This window comes from Shewanella sp. Iso12 (assembly GCF_012030025.1).
GTDB classification, from domain to species: Bacteria; Pseudomonadota; Gammaproteobacteria; order Enterobacterales; family Shewanellaceae; genus Shewanella; species Shewanella algae.
Genome location: NZ_JAAUHW010000005.1, coordinates 180,601 through 198,143, shown reverse-complemented (window position 1 = coordinate 198,143; position 17,543 = coordinate 180,601). Strand labels below are relative to the sequence as shown.

Here is a 17,543-nt window from a genome sequence, read left to right as displayed (position 1 = left end):
ACAGAGAAGGTTCGAATTACATTCGTATCTCATGCCGGCGTCTATGAAGCGTAAAAATTATTAATTTCCAAGCTGGCATTTGCTTTCGCAGGCAACAAAAAGTCAAGGATACGCCATTAAATTTAACACAAGACAGTATTAACCATTGAATAAATATTGTTATTACAAATCCAGAATCGACATTAAAAATATATGGCTTGTTAGATGCAAATGTAACTCCAAGATAAATGGAGATTTGAAATCAGCGGGCTTTCATTCAGTTAAACAGAATTCCAGAGTATCTATTATGAGTAACAAACATTGGTCAAAAGTGACCTTACTGCATGAAGCGGTCACCAACCCCAACATCACTATCAAGGGTAAACACAGTTATTACAGTGACTGCTGGGACTCGGGCTTTGAACAATCCGTCGTACGATATCTTCAAGGGGATGAGATCAGCCGCGATTGGGAGTTGGCATGGACAATCGATAAACTCCATATCGGTGACTATGTTTGCATCGCCCCGGAAGTAGTTATCTTGATGGGTGGAAACAGCACTCACAGAGCCGATTGGTTTTGTTTATACCCATTTATGGACTTTATCGAAGATGCCTATGTCGGCAAAGGTGATACGCATATTCATGATGGGGTATGGCTGGGCATGAGATCCATGATCATGCCTGGTGTCACCATTGGCGAAGGTGCTATTGTTGCTGCAAACAGTGTTGTCACTCACGACGTTGAGCCGTACAGCTTTGTGGCTGGCTCGCCTGCCAAAACGGTGAAATATCGCTTTGATAAAGCCATTATTGAAGAACTTCTGGCTCTAAAGATTTATGACTGGCCCGAAGACAAGTTTAATCACCTTAAACAATATCTTTGCGCAAATGATATTGACGCCCTGAAGCAAGCCAGTGCTCTTTACGATAACGACATTCTGGAAGCTGATTAAGCGGTTATCTCAAGTTGCCGACTGAAGCTTGCCTAGTGGCTCAGCAAGCCATACTGAAGCCCCGGATTCGTTCTATCTCAGTCAGGGTATTCGAGTTATCGCCAGCTCGGCGCTTATGTTTGAGCTGGCGACTTTGCCAAAAGGCAGACGGCTATGACTTACCGTCACAAATTTGTTGCCCTTCCTGCGGCTTTTTCAATCAGCATTGAGGAAGTTAACAATTGCGGCAATACTTGCGGCTGCAGGTTCCCTCTTTGATACCAAAGATATAATGGCACACCAGAGCGTTGATGTTTTGCCAGAAAGCCAGTGATCTCTGGGTCACCATTTGTCCAGTCCCCCAACATCACCGCCGTATTGGCTCGGGAAAAAGCCGCTTGGGTTTCCTGCCGCTCAATGGCTGTCTTCTCATTCACTTTACAGGTTAAACACCAGTCGGCACTGAAATAGACAAAGACATCCTGATCTTTTACCAAGGCCAAGAGAGCCTCTTCATCGAACGCCATGGTGCTCTCTACATCTGTGACAGTTGCCTTGGTGCCACTTCCGGGAGCAACTGTTGTCAGGGAGCCGCCGCTAATGACTAACACCAAAACCAGTGGCCACCAAGGTTTTTGACGCCCGGCCTGTTGGAACAATCCAGTAAGCCATAATCCCAAACTCAGTAACAACACCAACAGCAACGCAGTAAACACATATTGGCTGTCAGACTGTTGCATCAATACCCAAACCAATCCCAGAGCCGTCAAGAACATGGGCACAGCAAAAAAACGTTTTGCCGTCACCATCCAGGCGCCGGGTCTGGGCATACGTTGACGCAATGCCGGAACAAACCCCACCAGTAAAAAGGGCAAAGCCATGCCCAACCCCAATCCAGCAAACACCATCAACCCTATGCTCGTCGGCAACACCAGGGCGGCGCCCAGCGCGGTGGCCATAAAGGGCCCGGTGCAAGGGGTTGCTACAAAAGCAGCCAGAACTCCGGTCCAAAAATCTCCCACCGCCCCAGGCTTATGCTGCAACCGACTACCCGAACTCAGGGTACCCAGTTCAAACAAACCGGCCAAATTCAGCCCTATGGCCATCATCAACAGAATAAGCGCTACTATGATTTCCGGTCGCTGCAATTGAAACGCCCAGCCCACTTGATGACCAAACTCCCGCAACATTAAGATGAAGGCACCGAGGAGAAGGCACGCCAGCACAGCACCAAGGGTGTAAGCCACAGCCCCGGTTCTGGCCACACGCTCATCACTCAAATTGGCAAGACTCAGCACTTTCAAACTCAGAATGGGAAATACGCAGGGCATCAAATTCAGCAAGAATCCGCCCAGTACCGCCCCGAGTACGGCAATCAGAGAGGTGACAAGCAAATTGCCGGGTTGCTCGGGCGGCAAACTCACCTGGGTTGGAAACACCAAGTCGCCCTCCGGTTGCCGGACAGCCTTGATTCTGATTGCCAGCGTCTCATTCAAGGAAAGCACCCCGTAAAAGTCGCTGACATTGCCCTCAGTGGCAACGGTTTGCATAAAGAGGCGATCGCCCTTTCGAATAAAGGATTGTGATGCCGTGTTGGATAGCACCCCGTTCACCTCAGGGTAAAAGTGCAGCTCCTCGGCCAGAGTGATAGATTCAGGTAACGGCAGCGACAATACAAACTGATCCTTGTGAACGGTAAAATCTGCCGACGCCGCGGCAGGCCTTGGTATCAACTGTCGCCATGTATTAAAGGTCTCAAGATATTTCTTGGACGCTCCCTTTTCCCCAACTTTGAACCGGGTTTGTAACCGCTGCTGCTCGGGCACGCACAACTTGGGACTGCACACCAGATAGCGAATATCCACGGCGAGGGTGATAGGTGTGCCCGCCGCAATATCATCAGCAATAACCAATGGCGCCAATAAAGCATAGTCGCCGTGATAGATGTAATTCATCAGGTCACTTGCCAGTAACTGCTCGGGAGCGGAATATTGCAGCTCGCCAACCGTTACCCCTTCAGGCAGATGCCATTGCAGCTGCAGCGGGAACCCGGCGTCCCCTGGGTTTAACCAGTAGCCATGCCAGCCCGCCTGGGGAGACATACGTATTGCCAAGGTGGTTTCGGTTCCGGCCGCTGGCATGCGGGACTCAAGTAAAAGTGATGCCGCTATCTTTTGGCCTTCATCTTCATAGGCTTGCGCTGACATTGCAGAACACACCATGAGCAGGCAAGCAGTAATGATTCGCATCCATAACGAGGTGGTTTTCATAGTATGTTCTGCGCTCCAACCGCTTTACTTATCACTGAGTAACACCTGGAGGCGTTCGGCAAAGTCAGGCGCCTGACGGCTAACCTTTTCAGTGACTTTGCCGCTCTCATCGATAAAGACTATGGTCGGCAACTGGGTAACACCGAATTGCCCAAACAGGCTGCCTTCCTCATCGAAAACAATTGGCAAACGAGTTTGATAATTGGTTTGGTACTCGACCAAATCTGTCAGGGATGACCAGAGGTTAGTGGAAATATGCAACCATTGAGACTTGCCATTGGAGGCGGACTGCTCAACCATTTCCCGCACCAATCGACACGATTTGGCGGTATCCGGCTCTGATTCAGCCAGGTACCACTCACACCAGGGGGCAAAGAACACGAGCCCGGTAGCTTTACCCTGCCGGGTTGTGGACGGCAACGGGTAGTCAATGCTGTCAATCGACTTCAATCTCAAAGAGGCAAGCTTATCGCCAACTTCGTAGCCTGAAGCTTTTTCGGCAACAGTGCCGCTGAGCGGCTCCTTGTTTTCACCTTTGTCTGCGATAACCGCTTCCAACGCCTGATGAAACGCCTCGTCATCCTGATGCCCCACATACGCAATACGGCCACTCCTATCAACCAAAAAGTGCTGCGGGGTTACCCTTAGCTTAAACGCCCTGGCCAGAGTGCCATCGTCTATGGTCACCGGCATGTTCAAACCGGCCTGTTTCACAAAAGCCCCGACGGAATTGATGTCATCACTGATACCGGTATTCACGGCGATCACTTGCAACTTCTCACCGTACTGCTGATAAATTTTTTCAAACCCCGGCATTTGCTGGCGACATGGAACACACCAAGTTGCCCAAAACTTGATGTATACAGGCTTGCTGCCATACAGCTGTTGTAGATTGAGCGTTTCTCCGGTCAGAGTGGTCAGCTCTCGCTGCGGTGCCGGTGTGCCAATGAGTTCGCTACCGGCGAGTTTGGCCCTTCTTTCCCCTTCGGCGGCAAAATCATCCTCCGCCGAGGCCTGCCCTCCAAACACAATAGACAGAAGCTGGGTTAAAAGACCCACAATCAATAACTTGGATAGCTTAGGGGGTAAATGCGTCATGCTGTATTCCCATATCAGGTAATGGCTAAATGAAGGCCGTGAGGACCAAGGAGGTTTACCTGACTGAGATACAAAGTCACCTTGAATTGGTTACGCAATGAAATGCCAGGTATCACGGCTGCTGGAATATTAGCTAATGATGGGAAATGCGAATTGTAGATTTTCGACATTTCATTAAGATGCAGTGAGGGTTACCGTGTTTTTGCCCAGCCGAGCTTTGATATACCCGCCCCCAGTTGATGGAGCACAGTAATATGTCGACATTGCCACATCTTGGTTTTCAGCGTTATCAGCCCTGTGCTCTACTGCGGCCTTATATCAGTTGCTACTGGCAGATTTTTAGACCAGCCGGCCCTGAGTCACTATCGACAGAATTTATGCATCCCGAAGGAGGCACAGGTATCATCTTCAATTTTGGCGCCCCGATGCACTTTGATGGCTTGCTGCATAAATCGCTGTGCCTGGTGACGGGGCCCACAAGGCAAAGTACCAGATTGGAGTTGTCAGGTCAGGTAGATGCCTTGGGGATCCGCTTCTGGCCTGGCAGCGGACGCGCATTTTTAAAATCCCCCCTTTCGGAAATCTTGGGGCAAACCCTGACACCGGCCGACCTGTCTTTGGCGCTGCTCAGCGATGAACTGGCGCAGCGCTTGGCCTTACTGGCAACAGCGCCGGAACGCATTGCGCTTCTGGAAACCAGGCTGATGCAATATCTGGCAGGTCATGAATCATTGGCCAAGGCAATGGAGCCGAGGATGAAATATGCACTGCACTGGATAACAGCCCAAAACGGCCAGGGAGAGATCCGCAACTTATTGACCAAGATAGATATCAGCCAACGCCAACTCGAACGTTTGTTCCAGCAAAACTTAGGCATGTCTCCCAAGAATTACAGTATCTTGCAGCGCACAGCCTTCGCCCGGGAACTACTCAAGCAGGAAACAGATAAGTCTCTTACAGAGATAGGCTATCACGCCGGCTTTTATGACCAAGCCCATTTCATTCGAGAATTCAAACAGGTGATAGGCATTACCCCTGGAAGTTTTAGAAGCAAGGCCCTACAGGGGCGATAGCACTGAAACCACCACATTTTGATAGCACTAATAAACTCAAGACTGTACATCTCCATCGATAAGATTTCCCTGTTTATATGTTAATATTCCAGTCGACGTCCTGAAATGGTGTTTCAGGAGTACCGTCATGCTGGATATGCGGGTGTGGCACTTCAAAGTTGAGCTGTCGCCAAAATGCACAAATTGTTCAAAAGACTATGAAGGAAGTACTTTTTGTTTTTTATCATACTATTATCATGCCTATTCATTAGAGAGTCCGGCATCAACACTTATGCGGTTTCGCAAGATCTTGTCAAAATTAACAATGAATTGATCGATTCAAACAAAGTTAATGGCGATATATTTTTTGATATAAGAAACTCATCTGAACCTTACATAAGGAGTTTGATGAAAAAACACAGCATTAAACGAATTACTTTTAGTAAAATTAACCAAAGGATATCTATACGGTATTCTTTTGGCGGATGGGCGAGTTGGTTAATGCCCTATCGTTATTACTTATTTAGCTCCGACGGATACACTGAAGAATATCAAGTTAAGTCTGTTAGACAATCAGTGAAAGATGAAACTGAAGAGTTTTATCATTTCTGCCAAAAGTTAGAATATGAAAACTGGTTCTATTGTGAATCTCAATCGTAGAAAGCATGCATTAATAATATTTTTACAAAAAAACTAAGTCAGTTCACCCCTTTACTTACTCCTCGAATTAATGGTGCATACAAAAACTCCATCAGTCGGCGGGTACCCATTTTAACCTCTACCATGACTGACATGCCAGGCTTTAACTTAACCCACTTGCCATCAACATTAATTTCGTCTGTCACCAATGATGCTTTAAAAGGAAACAATAGACTAAGCTGTTCGTGCTCTATCGCGTCGGCTGAAATATCAGTTATAACACCATAGGTGTTATCGAACGAAGGACGCAATCATACGGCACAACAAAGTTACCGTATTGGCAGTAAAGAGCCTTGGCTACTGACAACCAACTTACCTATGGAGGTTTTCTCTTCAACCCAGGCGGTCAAGCTTTATGCCAGACGGACGCAAGGAGGAGAAATCTTTCGCGACCTCAAACGACATGGACTCAGACAAAACTGCAACCATTGTCCAAATCGTTATGATGTGTTGCTGTTGATAGGCTTTGATGTATCGCTCTGGCTTGATAAGGAGGCGCGACAACGTCCGGAATGCACAATCATAGAATCACATTTCCGTAGGCCCTAGGGTGAATTTCTTAAACGGGTTAATACTTCTGGGAGACCCGAGTTATGAGGGGATCCTCCAGCGCCAGATTAACAGGCTAGTTGACCAATAAAATGCCGGCATAGTGAAGTGAGAAAGCCTACTAATGTGAGCGTTTGGTTGTGGGAAATTAAAGCAGAACTATGGGGTCAAGGTTGTGGGCCGGATGATATATCCACCTGAAAGTAAAAAATCCACCTGCATAGCAGGTGGCTTTGAACAGCCCCCTAGAAGGGGGCTAAAAGAATCACCCATCCAAACCAAGCTTGATCTGACCGTTTGATTCCTCTGCCTCTACTTTCTGTTGATACCTTACATATCGACGAATGATCTCTTCGTTTGCTCCCACTGAAAACACTCAAGCTTGGCGGAAGTCTCACCAGTAAGTGAACATGGTCTATCTGGACATTTAGCTCTACTATCCGACACCTCTTCATGCCGCTATAGATATAAATACTCCGACAAACCTCCTGCCCAACTCGGCCCTTCAAGATCCTGTGTCTATACTTTGGCTTCCATACAATGTGATACTGACAGCGATAGAAGACGTGCGATGCACTTTCATATCGGCTCATACTGCTTACTCCTTGATTTGCTGGTAACAAACCGAGTCAGTATGCAGCATGGGCACTCTTCGGGCTGAGCCCCGACTTGACGATCACCACCTCCATAGGAGGTGGTTTTGGGGTGACAACAAAAAAACCGACTCAAGGTCGGTTTCTGTTATCTCTTAGAGAGATGGTACCAGAGGTCGGAGCAACGGGGCCGGCCTTCCAGCCGATGCGCGCGTGGCGCAATGACCTACTCAGACCTGACTCGGGGCTGACTCGGGGCTGACTCGGAGCTGACTCTGACCTGAAAACAAAAAAACCGACTCAGGGTCGGTTTCTGTTCTCTCTTAGAGAGAGATGGTACCAGAGGTCGGACTCGAACCGACACGCTTTTAAGGGCGGGGGATTTTGAATCCCCTGTGTCTACCAATTTCACCACTCTGGCACATATAGATTGTTTCGCGACGAAGTCTCATCGGCGAGTGAACGGCATTATACCTGTGCTCACTTCAATGGCAAGCGCTTTACGAGCCTGTTTGCCAAAATCCTGATCGGTTGGACAAAATTCAGTCTGACTACTGGGCTCCGCGGGCAATTAGGAAGCCTGTGTACTCCTTGTCACTGCCCTGAATATGGTTGATAAGCCAGGATTTGAGGAAGGCCATCAATTCATCGGCAACATCTTCACCACTGGCCACTCGTTTCTGGAAATCCAGTACCTTAGCCACTAATTGCTGGTGCTTAAGCTTGTGCTGCTCGGTCTGCGGATAACCGAAACGGGCAAACAACTCCTCTTCATAGGCGAAATGATTAGCGGTGTAATCCACCAGGCCCTGTACTATGCGTTTAATCGCTTCCAGGCCATAAGCTTCTTCCAAGGTGCGGTGCAGTTCATTGATCAGGGATACCAGACGTAGGTGCTGACGATTGATCTCTTCCATGCCGAGATCCAACTGCGGCCCCCACTCAACAAAGCGATGGCGTTTCTCCAACTGTTCTATCGCCCGTTTGTCGACATGGAAGCGCCCAAGCAGGGAACTGATCTCCTGCGACATATTGAATACCTTCAGGCTGGAGAGGTTAGTACTGTGGGTCTCTTTGGCATTCTCCACCGCCACTTGTGCCATGGAGGAGATATTGCTGCTGATCTCTTCGGCAACTGCCTGCTGTTGTTCCGAAGCTGCCGCTATTTGATGCGACATATCTGTAATGCTTTCAATCTGAGCCACAATTTGCCCCAATGCTTGCTGCGCCTGGTGAGCCATAGCATGGGTGGCACTAGCCTGCTCGACACTGGTGGTCATCACTTTCACGCCTTCATCGGCGCCCTGTTGCAACTGCAATATCTGCTGTTGGATCTCAACTGTAGCTGCAGACGTCCGCTGTGCCAGGCTACGGACTTCATCAGCAACCACAGCAAAACCTCGGCCATGCTCGCCGGCGCGGGCACTCTCAATAGCGGCGTTGAGCGCCAGCAGATTGGTTTGCTCCGCCACTTGGGAAATGGTGTCTATGATGGTACTTATGTTGTTGCTGTCTTCCGCCAGGCGGGCAATCACTTGTTGAGTTTGCCCAACCTGAGCCGACATATCATCTATCTGCCGCACCACCTGCCTGACAGTTTGGTCGCCACTGCGGGCCGCCTGCCTGGCTTCTTCTGCGGCATTGGCAGCACTGGCAGCATTACGGCTGACTTCCTGCACAGTAGAAACCATCTGGGTCATGGCGGTCGCTGCCAATTCCGCTTGTTTTTCCTGCTCCTCCACTCCGATATGGGCGGCATCGCTGATGGACTTGATATCCATGGCCACAATCTTCATCGCATCTGCGGTATTGACCAAAGACAGAATGGTGCGGCCAACGTCCTCTCCCATACGGTTGATACCGTGGACCACAGAATGGAACATGCCGGCATCCTGTTCCGACAACTGATAGCTGAGATCGCCTTCTCCCAGATGACGGGCGGCATTTTCCAGGCGCTTGAGATTGGACAGCTGTCTGGCACCGAGCCAAGCCAGCACTATCAAGGCAGCCAATAGAGAAGCAAAGGCGAGATAACTGGCGCCGTGTAACAGGCTCCACAGGGGGTAAAGCAACAAGAACAACAGCGGATAAAACTGCCACTGGTTTAATATCAGTTTTAAAAGACCTCGGGATGTTTGCATCGCACGCTCCTTGCCAATGAACAATCGCAGGCCAAGCCACCCTACTCCTTTAGTGTAGTAATTAATATTAGCCTTTGATCCTATTCCCTTTAGGGAACACTTACGTTGCTCCTTAGCCGGCTAATTTAAGCAAAACATGATAAAGCTCATGTTTTAACAAGCTGATTTACCCGATTAACAACTCTGACAACATTTGTTGATCGAGATCAGCTCCGGCCGAAGCAAATTTGGTTAGTTTAGCTTTGACTTTACAAGAAAGAGGACTTCAGTGATGGCATTCTGGTTAGATCTAATGTTCGGAAACCCCATAGGTTTACTGTCGATGATAGTTATCTTCAGTACTATCGGGATCATCTCCTACATTATGTGGATGTTTATTGTAAAGTCAGCAAAGCCTTAGCTTTGATTTCCATGTTCTTTTAAATGCAATGACGTTTTTGAGTATTGCTTGGGCAGCCTGTGGCTGCCCTCTTTTTTTGCCGCCTTCAAGCGGCGTGTTTCCGCACTTGGGCAATACCATTGATAAATTGCGGTCTTGCCTTGATAAGATGCTGCAGCTCTTCCTGGCTGGGCTCACCGGATGGTAAACGCAATACTTTGCGGTTCAGATGCTTACGGGCAGCCATGGCTATCTTGTACTCGGCTGTGGGGCCTTGAATGGCGTAATGGCGTTCATTTCCCAGGCTCTCAAGTATGTGAGCCTTGAGCAGTGCCTGCACCGGCGTTTCATTTTGCGGTAGAGTCAAAACACTGGCTCCCTGCAAGAAGAACTCCCTTAACAGGGCCCGCTCGGCGGGATCCAGTAACCTGACTTTCTCTTCAATCATTTCGTTGATTCGGCGCTCACTCAAACGGCTTATCGCTTCATCCAACAAAAGATTGACGGCCAGCGCACCAATATAGGCCAAGGCCAGCAACAGTGTCAGGCCAATATAATGGGCATTGGTGTCTACCCAGGATTCCAAATGCAACAGGGCCAGCAAGGACTTTGGCATAAACAGCAGCAATGTGGTTATCAGCAGCACCCACAGTGTCAGTTGCAATGCAGCGGCCTTGAACTTGCCCTCTTTCAATACCTCAAGTTTCAGTCTCTTCATGGCTCTATCCAGCGTCAGAAAATTGTTCCAACCGCTAATCAAGCAAAACCAGTGCCAGGATTGCTCAGTGAACTTTGCCATCAGCGGCAACAAAAAATGCCGCGAAAGTCAGATGCGAAGCTATGCTTAAAGCTATCCACAGCAAGCACTTAAGATAGTTGAAATTAATGCCCGGTTTTATGCAGCAGCTCATCAGTAGTCCCATCGGCCGCAGGCTGACTCTGGCTATTATCCTGTTCAGCTCACTGATCACTCTGGTGACCACAGGTTTGCAGTTGGTTTCCGATTACAAGGGTGACATTGGCCGAATCAACGATGAGTTTGCCAATATTGAAAAAGCCAACCTGGATGTGCTGGCGGCAAGTATCTGGGTAATAGATGAAAGGCTTATCAAGACCCAACTCAACGGTCTCAACCAACTGCCGGATACCAGCTATGTGGTCATAGAAGATGACAGTGGTAAAGAATGGACCGCCGGCGAGTACAGAGACCAAGGTGTAATAGAGAAGCGCTTTCCGCTGGTGCACAAGACCAGCAGCCAGAATTTCAATGTCGGTGAGCTGAGAGTTCAAGCCGATCTCTCCAAAATCTACGACAGATTGGTGAACAAGGCCTTACTGATACTACTGGCCAATGGTATCAAGACCTTTCTGGTGGCCGGTTTCATTCTCTATCTGGTTTGGGCCACCATTACCCGGCACCTGTTGCAACTGAGTGAGTACTGCTCAGAGCTCGATTTGGAGCAGGATTATCAACCACTGCAGTTTAAGCGCCGGGACAAACAGGATGAATTTACCCAGGTTGCCCTGGCCATCAATTTGATGCAGCAACAGCTGCGCGCCTCCTTCACACAATTGAACCGCTCCCGCTACGAACTGCAAGAAGCTCTGAGTGACAGGGAAAGACTGTTGGAACTGGAACGCAGTTATAAAGATGAGCTGGCAAGGCAGGTCAAAGAACAAACCAAAGAACTTGAACAGTCGCTGTTGGTGTTGGAACGGGCTCAACAGGTGATGGTCGAACAGCAGAAAATGGCCGCGCTCGGCGGTCTGGTATCCGGCATCGCCCATGAGATAAACACCCCGATAGGTATCTGCCTCACCGCTGCCAGTAGTCAGCTGCAGCATATCAATGAATTGGTTGAACTGTTGCAAAACGATGGCGCTACGCTGGAAGAGCTCAATGCCATTCTCAACGAATATCAACAGAGCTGTGAATTGATCATCAGTAACATTACCCGCGCCAGTAACCTGATCCAGAAGTTCAAGGCGATTGCTGCCGAGCAAGGCAATGACGTGCACGAACAGATGCTGCTACCCCAGGTATTGCAGGAATTTGCCGATGCTGTAGCGCTATCTTTCAAGCAATTCCAGGTAGATGTGGAGATCCAGGTCGAAGCCGATCTTTGGCTTACCAGCAGCCACAGCCTGCTGAAGCAGATAGTGACCAACATACTTTCCAATGCCTATGCTCACGCCTTTGAGGGTGATACCGGCCATAAGATCAGCATCAGCGCACAACAGCAGGGTCAAGAACTACAGCTGGATATCGAAGACAATGGCAAGGGAATCGCCCCCGAGATTGCCGGCCAGATCTTTGAGCCCTTCTTTACCACCAGCAGACGAACCGGCGCCACCGGGCTTGGATTGGCGGCGGCCTTCAATGCCGTCACACTACTGAAGGGCAATATCACCCTTCTCAATGACTCCAGCCTCGGCGGCGCACACTTTCGGGTTCGCTTCCCGGCTGTGATAGAGTCCCGCCCCGCCGATGACGACAGGGTAGAACTCTTTATTTAGATTACTCGGCGTATCTTTGAGTGGTTAACCTGGCGATATTGATGATCACCTCTACCGCCTTTTCCATTGACTCAAGACAAACATACTCATGTTTGCCATGGAAATTGTGGCCGCCGGCAAAGATGTTGGGACAAGGCAGCCCCTTCCAGGACAGTTGCGCACCGTCAGTGCCGCCGCGGATAGGTTTGATATCCGGTGTGATGCCGGCCATCTCCATCGCCTGACAGGCAATATCTGTCACATGAGGCACTGGCAAGATGCAGTCCTTCATATTGTAATAACTGTCGCTGATGCTAATCTCCAGGCTACCGGCCTGCAGCTCGGCATTACATTTGGCCACAGATTCCTGCAGCCAGGCCTTGCGCTGCTCAAACTGGGCCCTATCAAAGTCCCTTATCAGGTACACCAACCTGGCTTCTTCTGTTTGGCCTTCCATGGATAACAGATGGAAAAAGCCCTGATAACCTTCGCTGGTCTCGGGTGCATCATTGAGTGGCATTCTGGCGTGAAATCTGGCAGCCATGGTCAAGGCATTGACCATCACCCCATAGGCACTGCCTGGATGACAATTATTGCCTTTGGCGGTGATCACCGCAGTGGCGGCATTGAAGTTTTCATATTGAAGTTCGCCAACTGCGCCACCATCGACTGTATAGGCCCAATCGGCGCCGAAACGCTCGAGCTCCAAGCCATCAGTACCTCGCCCTATCTCCTCATCGGGCGTAAAACAGAGGTTGATCTCTCCATGGGGAATTTCAGGGTGTTGCAATAGATAGTGCAGCGCCGTGATGATTTCGGCTATGCCTGCCTTATCATCGGCGCCCAATAGCGTAGTGCCATCGGCAGTGATCAATGTTTTATTGAGGTAGTTCAGCAAAGAAGGAAACTGCTCAGGACTAAGCGCTTCCCCCTGCTCCAGTTCAATGATCTGCCCTTGGTAGTCATCTATCACCCGAGGTTTTACCCCGGCGCCGGAGTAATCTGCCGCCGTATCCATATGAGCCAAAAAGCCGATTGCCGGCACCTTGGCAGTATTCGCCGCTAATTTGGCATAAAGGCAGCATGATTCACTGAGGAAGACATCATCAAATCCCAACTCGAGCAGTTCTTGCTGTAACTGCCTGGCAAAGGCCACCTGACCTTGGGAACTGGGAATAGACTGGGAGTTCGGATCGGCTTGTGTATCCTGTTTGACATACCGCAGGAAACGATTGAGCAGCGCTTGTCGCATAAGCTGAATATCTGTAGCGAAAAAGTGTCTGGATTCTAACAATCCAGACACCTGCTGCATTAGACTCAGATCATGTTTTGTGCTGTTTATTCAGGCTTGGGATTATTGGCTTCCTGCGCCAAGCGCGCCAACACCCGGCTGGCTGCCACAAAGCCAAAGCTGCCGGTCACCATGGTCACGGCACCAAATCCCGAGGAGCAATCCATTCTCATGCTGCCTTCGACACCAACCTTGGTGGAACAGACACTGCCATCAGTCTGGGGATACTTGAGGTGTTCACTGGAAAACACGGCATCAACGGCAAACCGTCGCTGTGGATTCTTGCTGAAACCATACTCTTTACGCAGCAAGTTGCGTACCTTGGCCAGCAATGGATCCTGAAAAGTCTTGGCCAGATCCGTTTGCTGGATCTGGGTTGGATCTGTCTGACCGCCGGCACCGCCAATAGTCACCAACTTAATCTTATTGCGTTTGCACCAGGCAATTAAGGCCGCCTTGGGCTTTACCGCATCTATGCAGTCCACCACAAAGTCTATGCCCTTGTCCTGTGCCAGATACTGACTCAGATTATCTGCTGCAATAAAGTCTTCTATTTCATCCACCCGGCATAGAGGATTAATCGCCTTAATCCGCTGCGCCATCACGGCGACCTTGGACTCGCCTATGGTGTCTGCCAAAGCATGGATCTGACGGTTGGTATTGGTCACACACACATCGTCAAGATCCATCAGGCTGATGTGCCCTATTCCACTGCGGGCCAAAGCCTCTGCAACCCAAGTGCCTACGCCACCTATACCTATCACCATTACATGAGCCTTGGAAAAGGCTGCCAGTGCAGCAACACCATATAAACGGGCAATGCCGCCAAAGCGCTGTTGATAGGCTTCGGACTCCAGCAGTTCTGTGTCTGTATCTTGCATAACTTGGTTCCCAATTATCTTCGGCGGCATTTTAGCCGAATACCCGGCTATCCCCAAGCCGAGTAAGAGAGTGTGTATATCCCGGGTGTGTTTTGCTTGGGCTTATGGATATAAACGGCTTAGTAAATGCAGGGCTTCTTTTAGGGATAGATAGGGCATCATGGAGTGAACCGGGACAGCTAGTTGGCTATATAAGGCAGAGTTTGCCACCGGCCAGCTTGGGTGCCTAAATGAGAACCAGAGCACATAAATATCATTTTTATGATGAAAAATTTCACTTTTATTAAAACTTCATCTATCACTAATTTACAATTTGATCTATTAAAAATAACCAGCTGATACAGTCCTTCATACTGCAAAGTTATCTTTTTATAGCGAAAAGATGATTATGCTGATTTTGTGAACAATGGCGGTTGAATAGTTTTTAACCGAAATGGACATTTTGGTCACAGATTAAGGCTTTTCCCACAAGAATGGGGCAAAAAGTTTGATCTAGGCCACAATCTTGAGCAAACAAAACTGTAAGAATCAGCGCAGCTTTGTGACGGACAGGATGTCCGCTACAAATCCAGGAACACTCGTTTGTTAAATAACCATAAATACATGGAATAGAACTCAGGTTCTAGGGAGCACAACACATGAAGAAGACCCTTATCTCTGCGTCAGTAGCAACAGTTCTGGCCGCAGCCTCTTTCGGTGCGCTGGCTGATGGCCCAACTCTGTATGGCCGTCTGGATCTGTCTGTAACTCACACTGATACAGGTGCCACTCTGCAGACAGGTACTAACGGTTTAGATGCCAACTATGCAGATGAGAACAACTCCGGAACTTACATCGAAAACAACTTCTCACACCTGGGTGTAAAAGGTTCAGAGAAGCTGACTGACGGTGTAGACATCATCTATCAGATGGAGTTCCAAGTAGAGAACACTTCTGGTTCTGGCGACACTTTCAAAGCCCGTAACACTTACCTGGGTGCCAAGACTGCCTATGGTACTGTACTGGTCGGTCGTAACGACACAGTATTCAAGCAAGCTGAAGGCGGCGTAGACGTATTCGGTAACACCAACGCGGATATCGACCGTTTGGTTGGTGGTCAGACTCGTAGCGCAGATGGTTTTTGGTACTACTCTCCAAAGATCGCTGACCTGATCACTCTGAACGCCACTTATCTGGTTGATGACAACAACGATGACGCCAACAAGAGCGACGAAAGCCAATATGCTCTGAGCGCTACTATCGGTGACAAGAAGCTGAAAGCTCAGAACTATTATGCTGCCATCGCCTACAACAAAGGCATCAGCAACATCGATGCATACCGCGCCGTTGGTCAAGTTAAGCTGGGTGACTTCAAACTGGGCGGTCTGTTCCAGAACTCTGAAAGCGTTGTTGACGGTTCTGACGACAACAACACTTACTTCGTGAACGTAGTTTACAACCTGAACGGCGTTAACCTGAAAGCCGAATACGGTTATGACGAAGCCGGTTTCGGTAAATACTACAAAAACGTCAACACCATTGGTGAAGATATTAACGGTAAAGCCATCGTTAATACTGGTTCAGACATCGAAGTGACCAGCATCACTGTTGGTGCCGACTACCGTATCTCCAAGTCTACTTTGGTATTTGCCCACTACGCTCATTACGAAGGTGAGCACGTGTTAGCTGGTGTTAAAGAAGACCTGCAAGACGACAACGTATTCACCGTGGGTGTACGTTACGACTTCTAATCTCTGTTGAGATAGTGGTTATAGACACTAAAGGCGACCTCTGGGTCGCCTTTTTGTATGCCAGTATTCCTACTAACCGATTGTTCCGCCTTGGATTATTATAATTTCCTGGGGAACTTATTTACGTTTCAGCAGATAGGCACTCTCATTGAGCCAAGGCACCTCTTTGGCAATGAACCTGGGATTGTCGGCCAATACATCGGCTTGCTCCAGCAAAGTGACCTCAAACCACTGGCTCATATGCTCCCTTATCCACTCCTGAGTCACGCTGAATGGCGGCCCCTTGAGCATATCCTGCGGATATTCCAGAGTAACCAACAAGCCGCAACAACCCCTTGGCAACAAGGTGGCCAGCTTGGCGGCATATTGCAAACGCATCTCCTCAGGCCAGGCGATTAGCGCCGCCCTGTCGTAGAAGGCGCCTACCGACGCCAATTGCTCCGCCTTGAGCGCAAACAAGTCGCCCTGCAACAAGGTCATCTGTTCGCTGGAAAACGCTTGTAATTCGCCAAAGGCATTCTGTTGATACTCAAGGCCGTTCTCTTCAAAAAACTGCCTGACGGCCAACTCGCTCAGTTCGCAACCAAGCAGATCATGGCCCTTCTCGGCCAGATAACACATATCCAAAGACTTGCCGCAAAGCGGGACAAAGACCTGCTCATTCCCCCTGAGTGCGAGTGTGGACCAGTACTTCACCAAAAAAGGGTTAATATCCTGCTGGTGAAAACCTATCTGCTGCTTGTGCCAGCGTTCATGCCAGAATCCGGGTTCCATCTATCCATCCTGTGTATCAGAAAACCTTGATACTCTATCGACTTGGACGCCGATTGCAAAGAGCCCAACAGCAACAGACAAAAAAGCCCGCCGCGGAGCGTGCAATGACTCCGGGGCGGGCAGCATCAGTTTTCAAGCTATTCAGGGCAGTCTGGCCAGGGTCTCCTGCACCTTGCGCAACCAATTACAGTTATCACACTGGCACTTGCGTCGTGACAAATGGTGTGGGCTCAGGCTGGAGTCGACAAAGTCGACGGCAATCAATAACTGCTGCTTCAACTCTTCGAGTGATTTCTGTTCCAGATCCACCAGTTCATCATTCTGGTTCATCCAGATACACTCCAATCCCTGATGACAAAAGTTACAGCGGTCGTCCACCGGATTGTAGAAACCCGCATGGGGACAATGACGCAATTCCATCGACTGTATCACCCTGGGACGAGCATACTCGAACAGTTCGATCAGCTCCTGCTTATCTGGCACTGACATAAGGCCTCCAAATCTCTTCTGCCACTGCGGCTTGTTGCAAACAGGTTACTCTGGGGAGGGCGCAATGAAATTGATATAGGTCAAAGTGCCGCCCAAAAGGATACGCTAGGAAGCCTGGTTCTGAGCTGGATCCCAGAGTCACAACTTGCCGCTGTTATCCCTTGCTGTTTTAATGAGCTTCTGCTTGT

13 protein-coding genes, 1 tRNA gene and 2 pseudogenes are annotated in these 17,543 nt (G+C 49.2%); 6 read left to right on the top strand and 10 right to left on the bottom strand.

Features of this window, described 5'->3' with window-relative positions; genetic code table 11:
- Nucleotides 1-286: 286 nt before the first annotated feature.
- Nucleotides 287-934, top strand: a complete 648-nt coding sequence (locus HCX89_RS11610; protein ID WP_044733724.1) for a CatB-related O-acetyltransferase — start codon at nt 287-289, stop codon at nt 932-934.
- 164 nt (nt 935-1,098) lie between these two features.
- Here the strand turns inward: HCX89_RS11610 and HCX89_RS11605 are convergent, their stop codons facing one another.
- Together HCX89_RS11605 and HCX89_RS11600 are read right to left on the bottom strand one after the other, a co-directional pair.
- Nucleotides 1,099-3,120, bottom strand: coding sequence for a protein-disulfide reductase DsbD (locus HCX89_RS11605; RefSeq protein WP_254428382.1), 2,022 nt, complete (start codon nt 3,118-3,120; stop codon nt 1,099-1,101).
- An 87-nt stretch (nt 3,121-3,207) separates the two neighbouring features.
- The gene (locus HCX89_RS11600; RefSeq protein ID WP_167716123.1) at nt 3,208-4,281 is read right to left on the bottom strand and encodes a redoxin domain-containing protein; all 1,074 of its coding nucleotides are present in this window, start codon (nt 4,279-4,281) and stop codon (nt 3,208-3,210) included.
- A 254-nt stretch (nt 4,282-4,535) separates the two neighbouring features.
- Between HCX89_RS11600 and HCX89_RS11595 the strand changes: the two genes are divergently transcribed.
- Both HCX89_RS11595 and HCX89_RS22845 read left to right on the top strand, forming a co-directional pair.
- Nucleotides 4,536-5,354: an AraC family transcriptional regulator gene (locus HCX89_RS11595; RefSeq protein ID WP_167716121.1), complete on the top strand. Its 819-nt coding sequence runs from the start codon at nt 4,536-4,538 to the stop codon at nt 5,352-5,354.
- A 921-nt stretch (nt 5,355-6,275) separates the two neighbouring features.
- A pseudogene (locus HCX89_RS22845) lies at nt 6,276-6,494 on the top strand (IS4 family transposase); the annotation flags it as partial.
- Between the two features lie 352 nt (nt 6,495-6,846).
- On the opposite strand, the pseudogene tnpA reads toward HCX89_RS22845, so the two are convergent.
- From tnpA to HCX89_RS11580, 3 genes and pseudogenes are all read right to left on the bottom strand, one after another.
- Nucleotides 6,847-7,174 (bottom strand): annotated as a pseudogene (gene tnpA / locus HCX89_RS11590) (IS200/IS605 family transposase).
- Between the two features lie 334 nt (nt 7,175-7,508).
- Nucleotides 7,509-7,595: transfer RNA gene (locus tag HCX89_RS11585), tRNA-Leu, on the bottom strand.
- A gap of 130 nt (nt 7,596-7,725) precedes the next feature.
- Nucleotides 7,726-9,315: a bacteriohemerythrin gene (locus HCX89_RS11580; RefSeq protein ID WP_167716116.1), complete on the bottom strand. Its 1,590-nt coding sequence runs from the start codon at nt 9,313-9,315 to the stop codon at nt 7,726-7,728.
- A gap of 271 nt (nt 9,316-9,586) precedes the next feature.
- Between HCX89_RS11580 and HCX89_RS11575 the strand changes: the two genes are divergently transcribed.
- A complete protein-coding gene (locus HCX89_RS11575) occupies nt 9,587-9,715 on the top strand; it encodes a DUF3149 domain-containing protein (protein ID WP_071237139.1) in 129 nt (42 codons plus the stop codon).
- An 85-nt stretch (nt 9,716-9,800) separates the two neighbouring features.
- Here the strand turns inward: HCX89_RS11575 and HCX89_RS11570 are convergent, their stop codons facing one another.
- On the bottom strand, nt 9,801-10,412 hold the full coding sequence (locus HCX89_RS11570) for a superinfection exclusion B family protein (RefSeq protein WP_044735654.1): 612 nt from the start codon (nt 10,410-10,412) through the stop codon (nt 9,801-9,803).
- 167 nt (nt 10,413-10,579) lie between these two features.
- On the opposite strand from HCX89_RS11570, the gene HCX89_RS11565 reads away from it, so the two are divergent.
- Nucleotides 10,580-12,211 carry an ATP-binding protein gene (locus HCX89_RS11565; RefSeq protein ID WP_044733716.1) on the top strand — a complete coding sequence of 544 codons (1,632 nt, stop codon included), beginning with the start codon at nt 10,580-10,582 and terminating at the stop codon, nt 12,209-12,211.
- Between the two features lies 1 nt (nt 12,212).
- Here HCX89_RS11565 and pepT read toward each other — a convergent pair whose 3' ends face one another.
- Together pepT and tcdA are read right to left on the bottom strand one after the other, a co-directional pair.
- Entirely contained in the window at nt 12,213-13,442 is a 1,230-nt protein-coding gene (pepT, locus tag HCX89_RS11560; RefSeq protein ID WP_107352461.1) for a peptidase T, read from the bottom strand.
- Between the two features lie 86 nt (nt 13,443-13,528).
- Nucleotides 13,529-14,362: a tRNA cyclic N6-threonylcarbamoyladenosine(37) synthase TcdA gene (gene tcdA, locus HCX89_RS11555; RefSeq protein WP_037436925.1), complete on the bottom strand. Its 834-nt coding sequence runs from the start codon at nt 14,360-14,362 to the stop codon at nt 13,529-13,531.
- Nucleotides 14,363-15,000: 638 nt separating this feature from the next.
- On the opposite strand from tcdA, the gene HCX89_RS11550 reads away from it, so the two are divergent.
- Nucleotides 15,001-16,092, top strand: coding sequence for a porin (locus HCX89_RS11550; RefSeq protein WP_109248777.1), 1,092 nt, complete (start codon nt 15,001-15,003; stop codon nt 16,090-16,092).
- Between the two features lie 117 nt (nt 16,093-16,209).
- On the opposite strand, the gene HCX89_RS11545 is transcribed toward HCX89_RS11550, so the two are convergent.
- Nucleotides 16,210-16,866 (bottom strand): thiopurine S-methyltransferase, encoded by a 657-nt coding sequence (locus tag HCX89_RS11545; protein WP_096142530.1) that lies wholly within the window; start codon nt 16,864-16,866, stop codon nt 16,210-16,212.
- A 141-nt stretch (nt 16,867-17,007) separates the two neighbouring features.
- Nucleotides 17,008-17,355 (bottom strand): hypothetical protein, encoded by a 348-nt coding sequence (locus tag HCX89_RS11540; protein ID WP_025010325.1) that lies wholly within the window; start codon nt 17,353-17,355, stop codon nt 17,008-17,010.
- Between the last annotated feature and the right edge of the window lie 188 nt (nt 17,356-17,543).

Coding starts and splice junctions, on each gene's coding strand:
- HCX89_RS11610 (WP_044733724.1), top strand. CDS start 287: ATGAGTAACAAACATTGGTCAAAAGTGACCTTACTGCATGAAGCGGTC.
- HCX89_RS11605 (WP_254428382.1), bottom strand. CDS start 3,120: ATGTCAGCGCAAGCCTATGAAGATGAAGGCCAAAAGATAGCGGCATCA.
- HCX89_RS11600 (WP_167716123.1), bottom strand. CDS start 4,281: ATGACGCATTTACCCCCTAAGCTATCCAAGTTATTGATTGTGGGTCTT.
- HCX89_RS11595 (WP_167716121.1), top strand. CDS start 4,536: ATGTCGACATTGCCACATCTTGGTTTTCAGCGTTATCAGCCCTGTGCT.
- HCX89_RS11580 (WP_167716116.1), bottom strand. CDS start 9,315: ATGCAAACATCCCGAGGTCTTTTAAAACTGATATTAAACCAGTGGCAG.
- HCX89_RS11575 (WP_071237139.1), top strand. CDS start 9,587: ATGGCATTCTGGTTAGATCTAATGTTCGGAAACCCCATAGGTTTACTG.
- HCX89_RS11570 (WP_044735654.1), bottom strand. CDS start 10,412: ATGAAGAGACTGAAACTTGAGGTATTGAAAGAGGGCAAGTTCAAGGCC.
- HCX89_RS11565 (WP_044733716.1), top strand. CDS start 10,580: ATGCCCGGTTTTATGCAGCAGCTCATCAGTAGTCCCATCGGCCGCAGG.
- pepT (WP_107352461.1), bottom strand. CDS start 13,442: ATGCGACAAGCGCTGCTCAATCGTTTCCTGCGGTATGTCAAACAGGAT.
- tcdA (WP_037436925.1), bottom strand. CDS start 14,362: ATGCAAGATACAGACACAGAACTGCTGGAGTCCGAAGCCTATCAACAG.
- HCX89_RS11550 (WP_109248777.1), top strand. CDS start 15,001: ATGAAGAAGACCCTTATCTCTGCGTCAGTAGCAACAGTTCTGGCCGCA.
- HCX89_RS11545 (WP_096142530.1), bottom strand. CDS start 16,866: ATGGAACCCGGATTCTGGCATGAACGCTGGCACAAGCAGCAGATAGGT.
- HCX89_RS11540 (WP_025010325.1), bottom strand. CDS start 17,355: ATGTCAGTGCCAGATAAGCAGGAGCTGATCGAACTGTTCGAGTATGCT.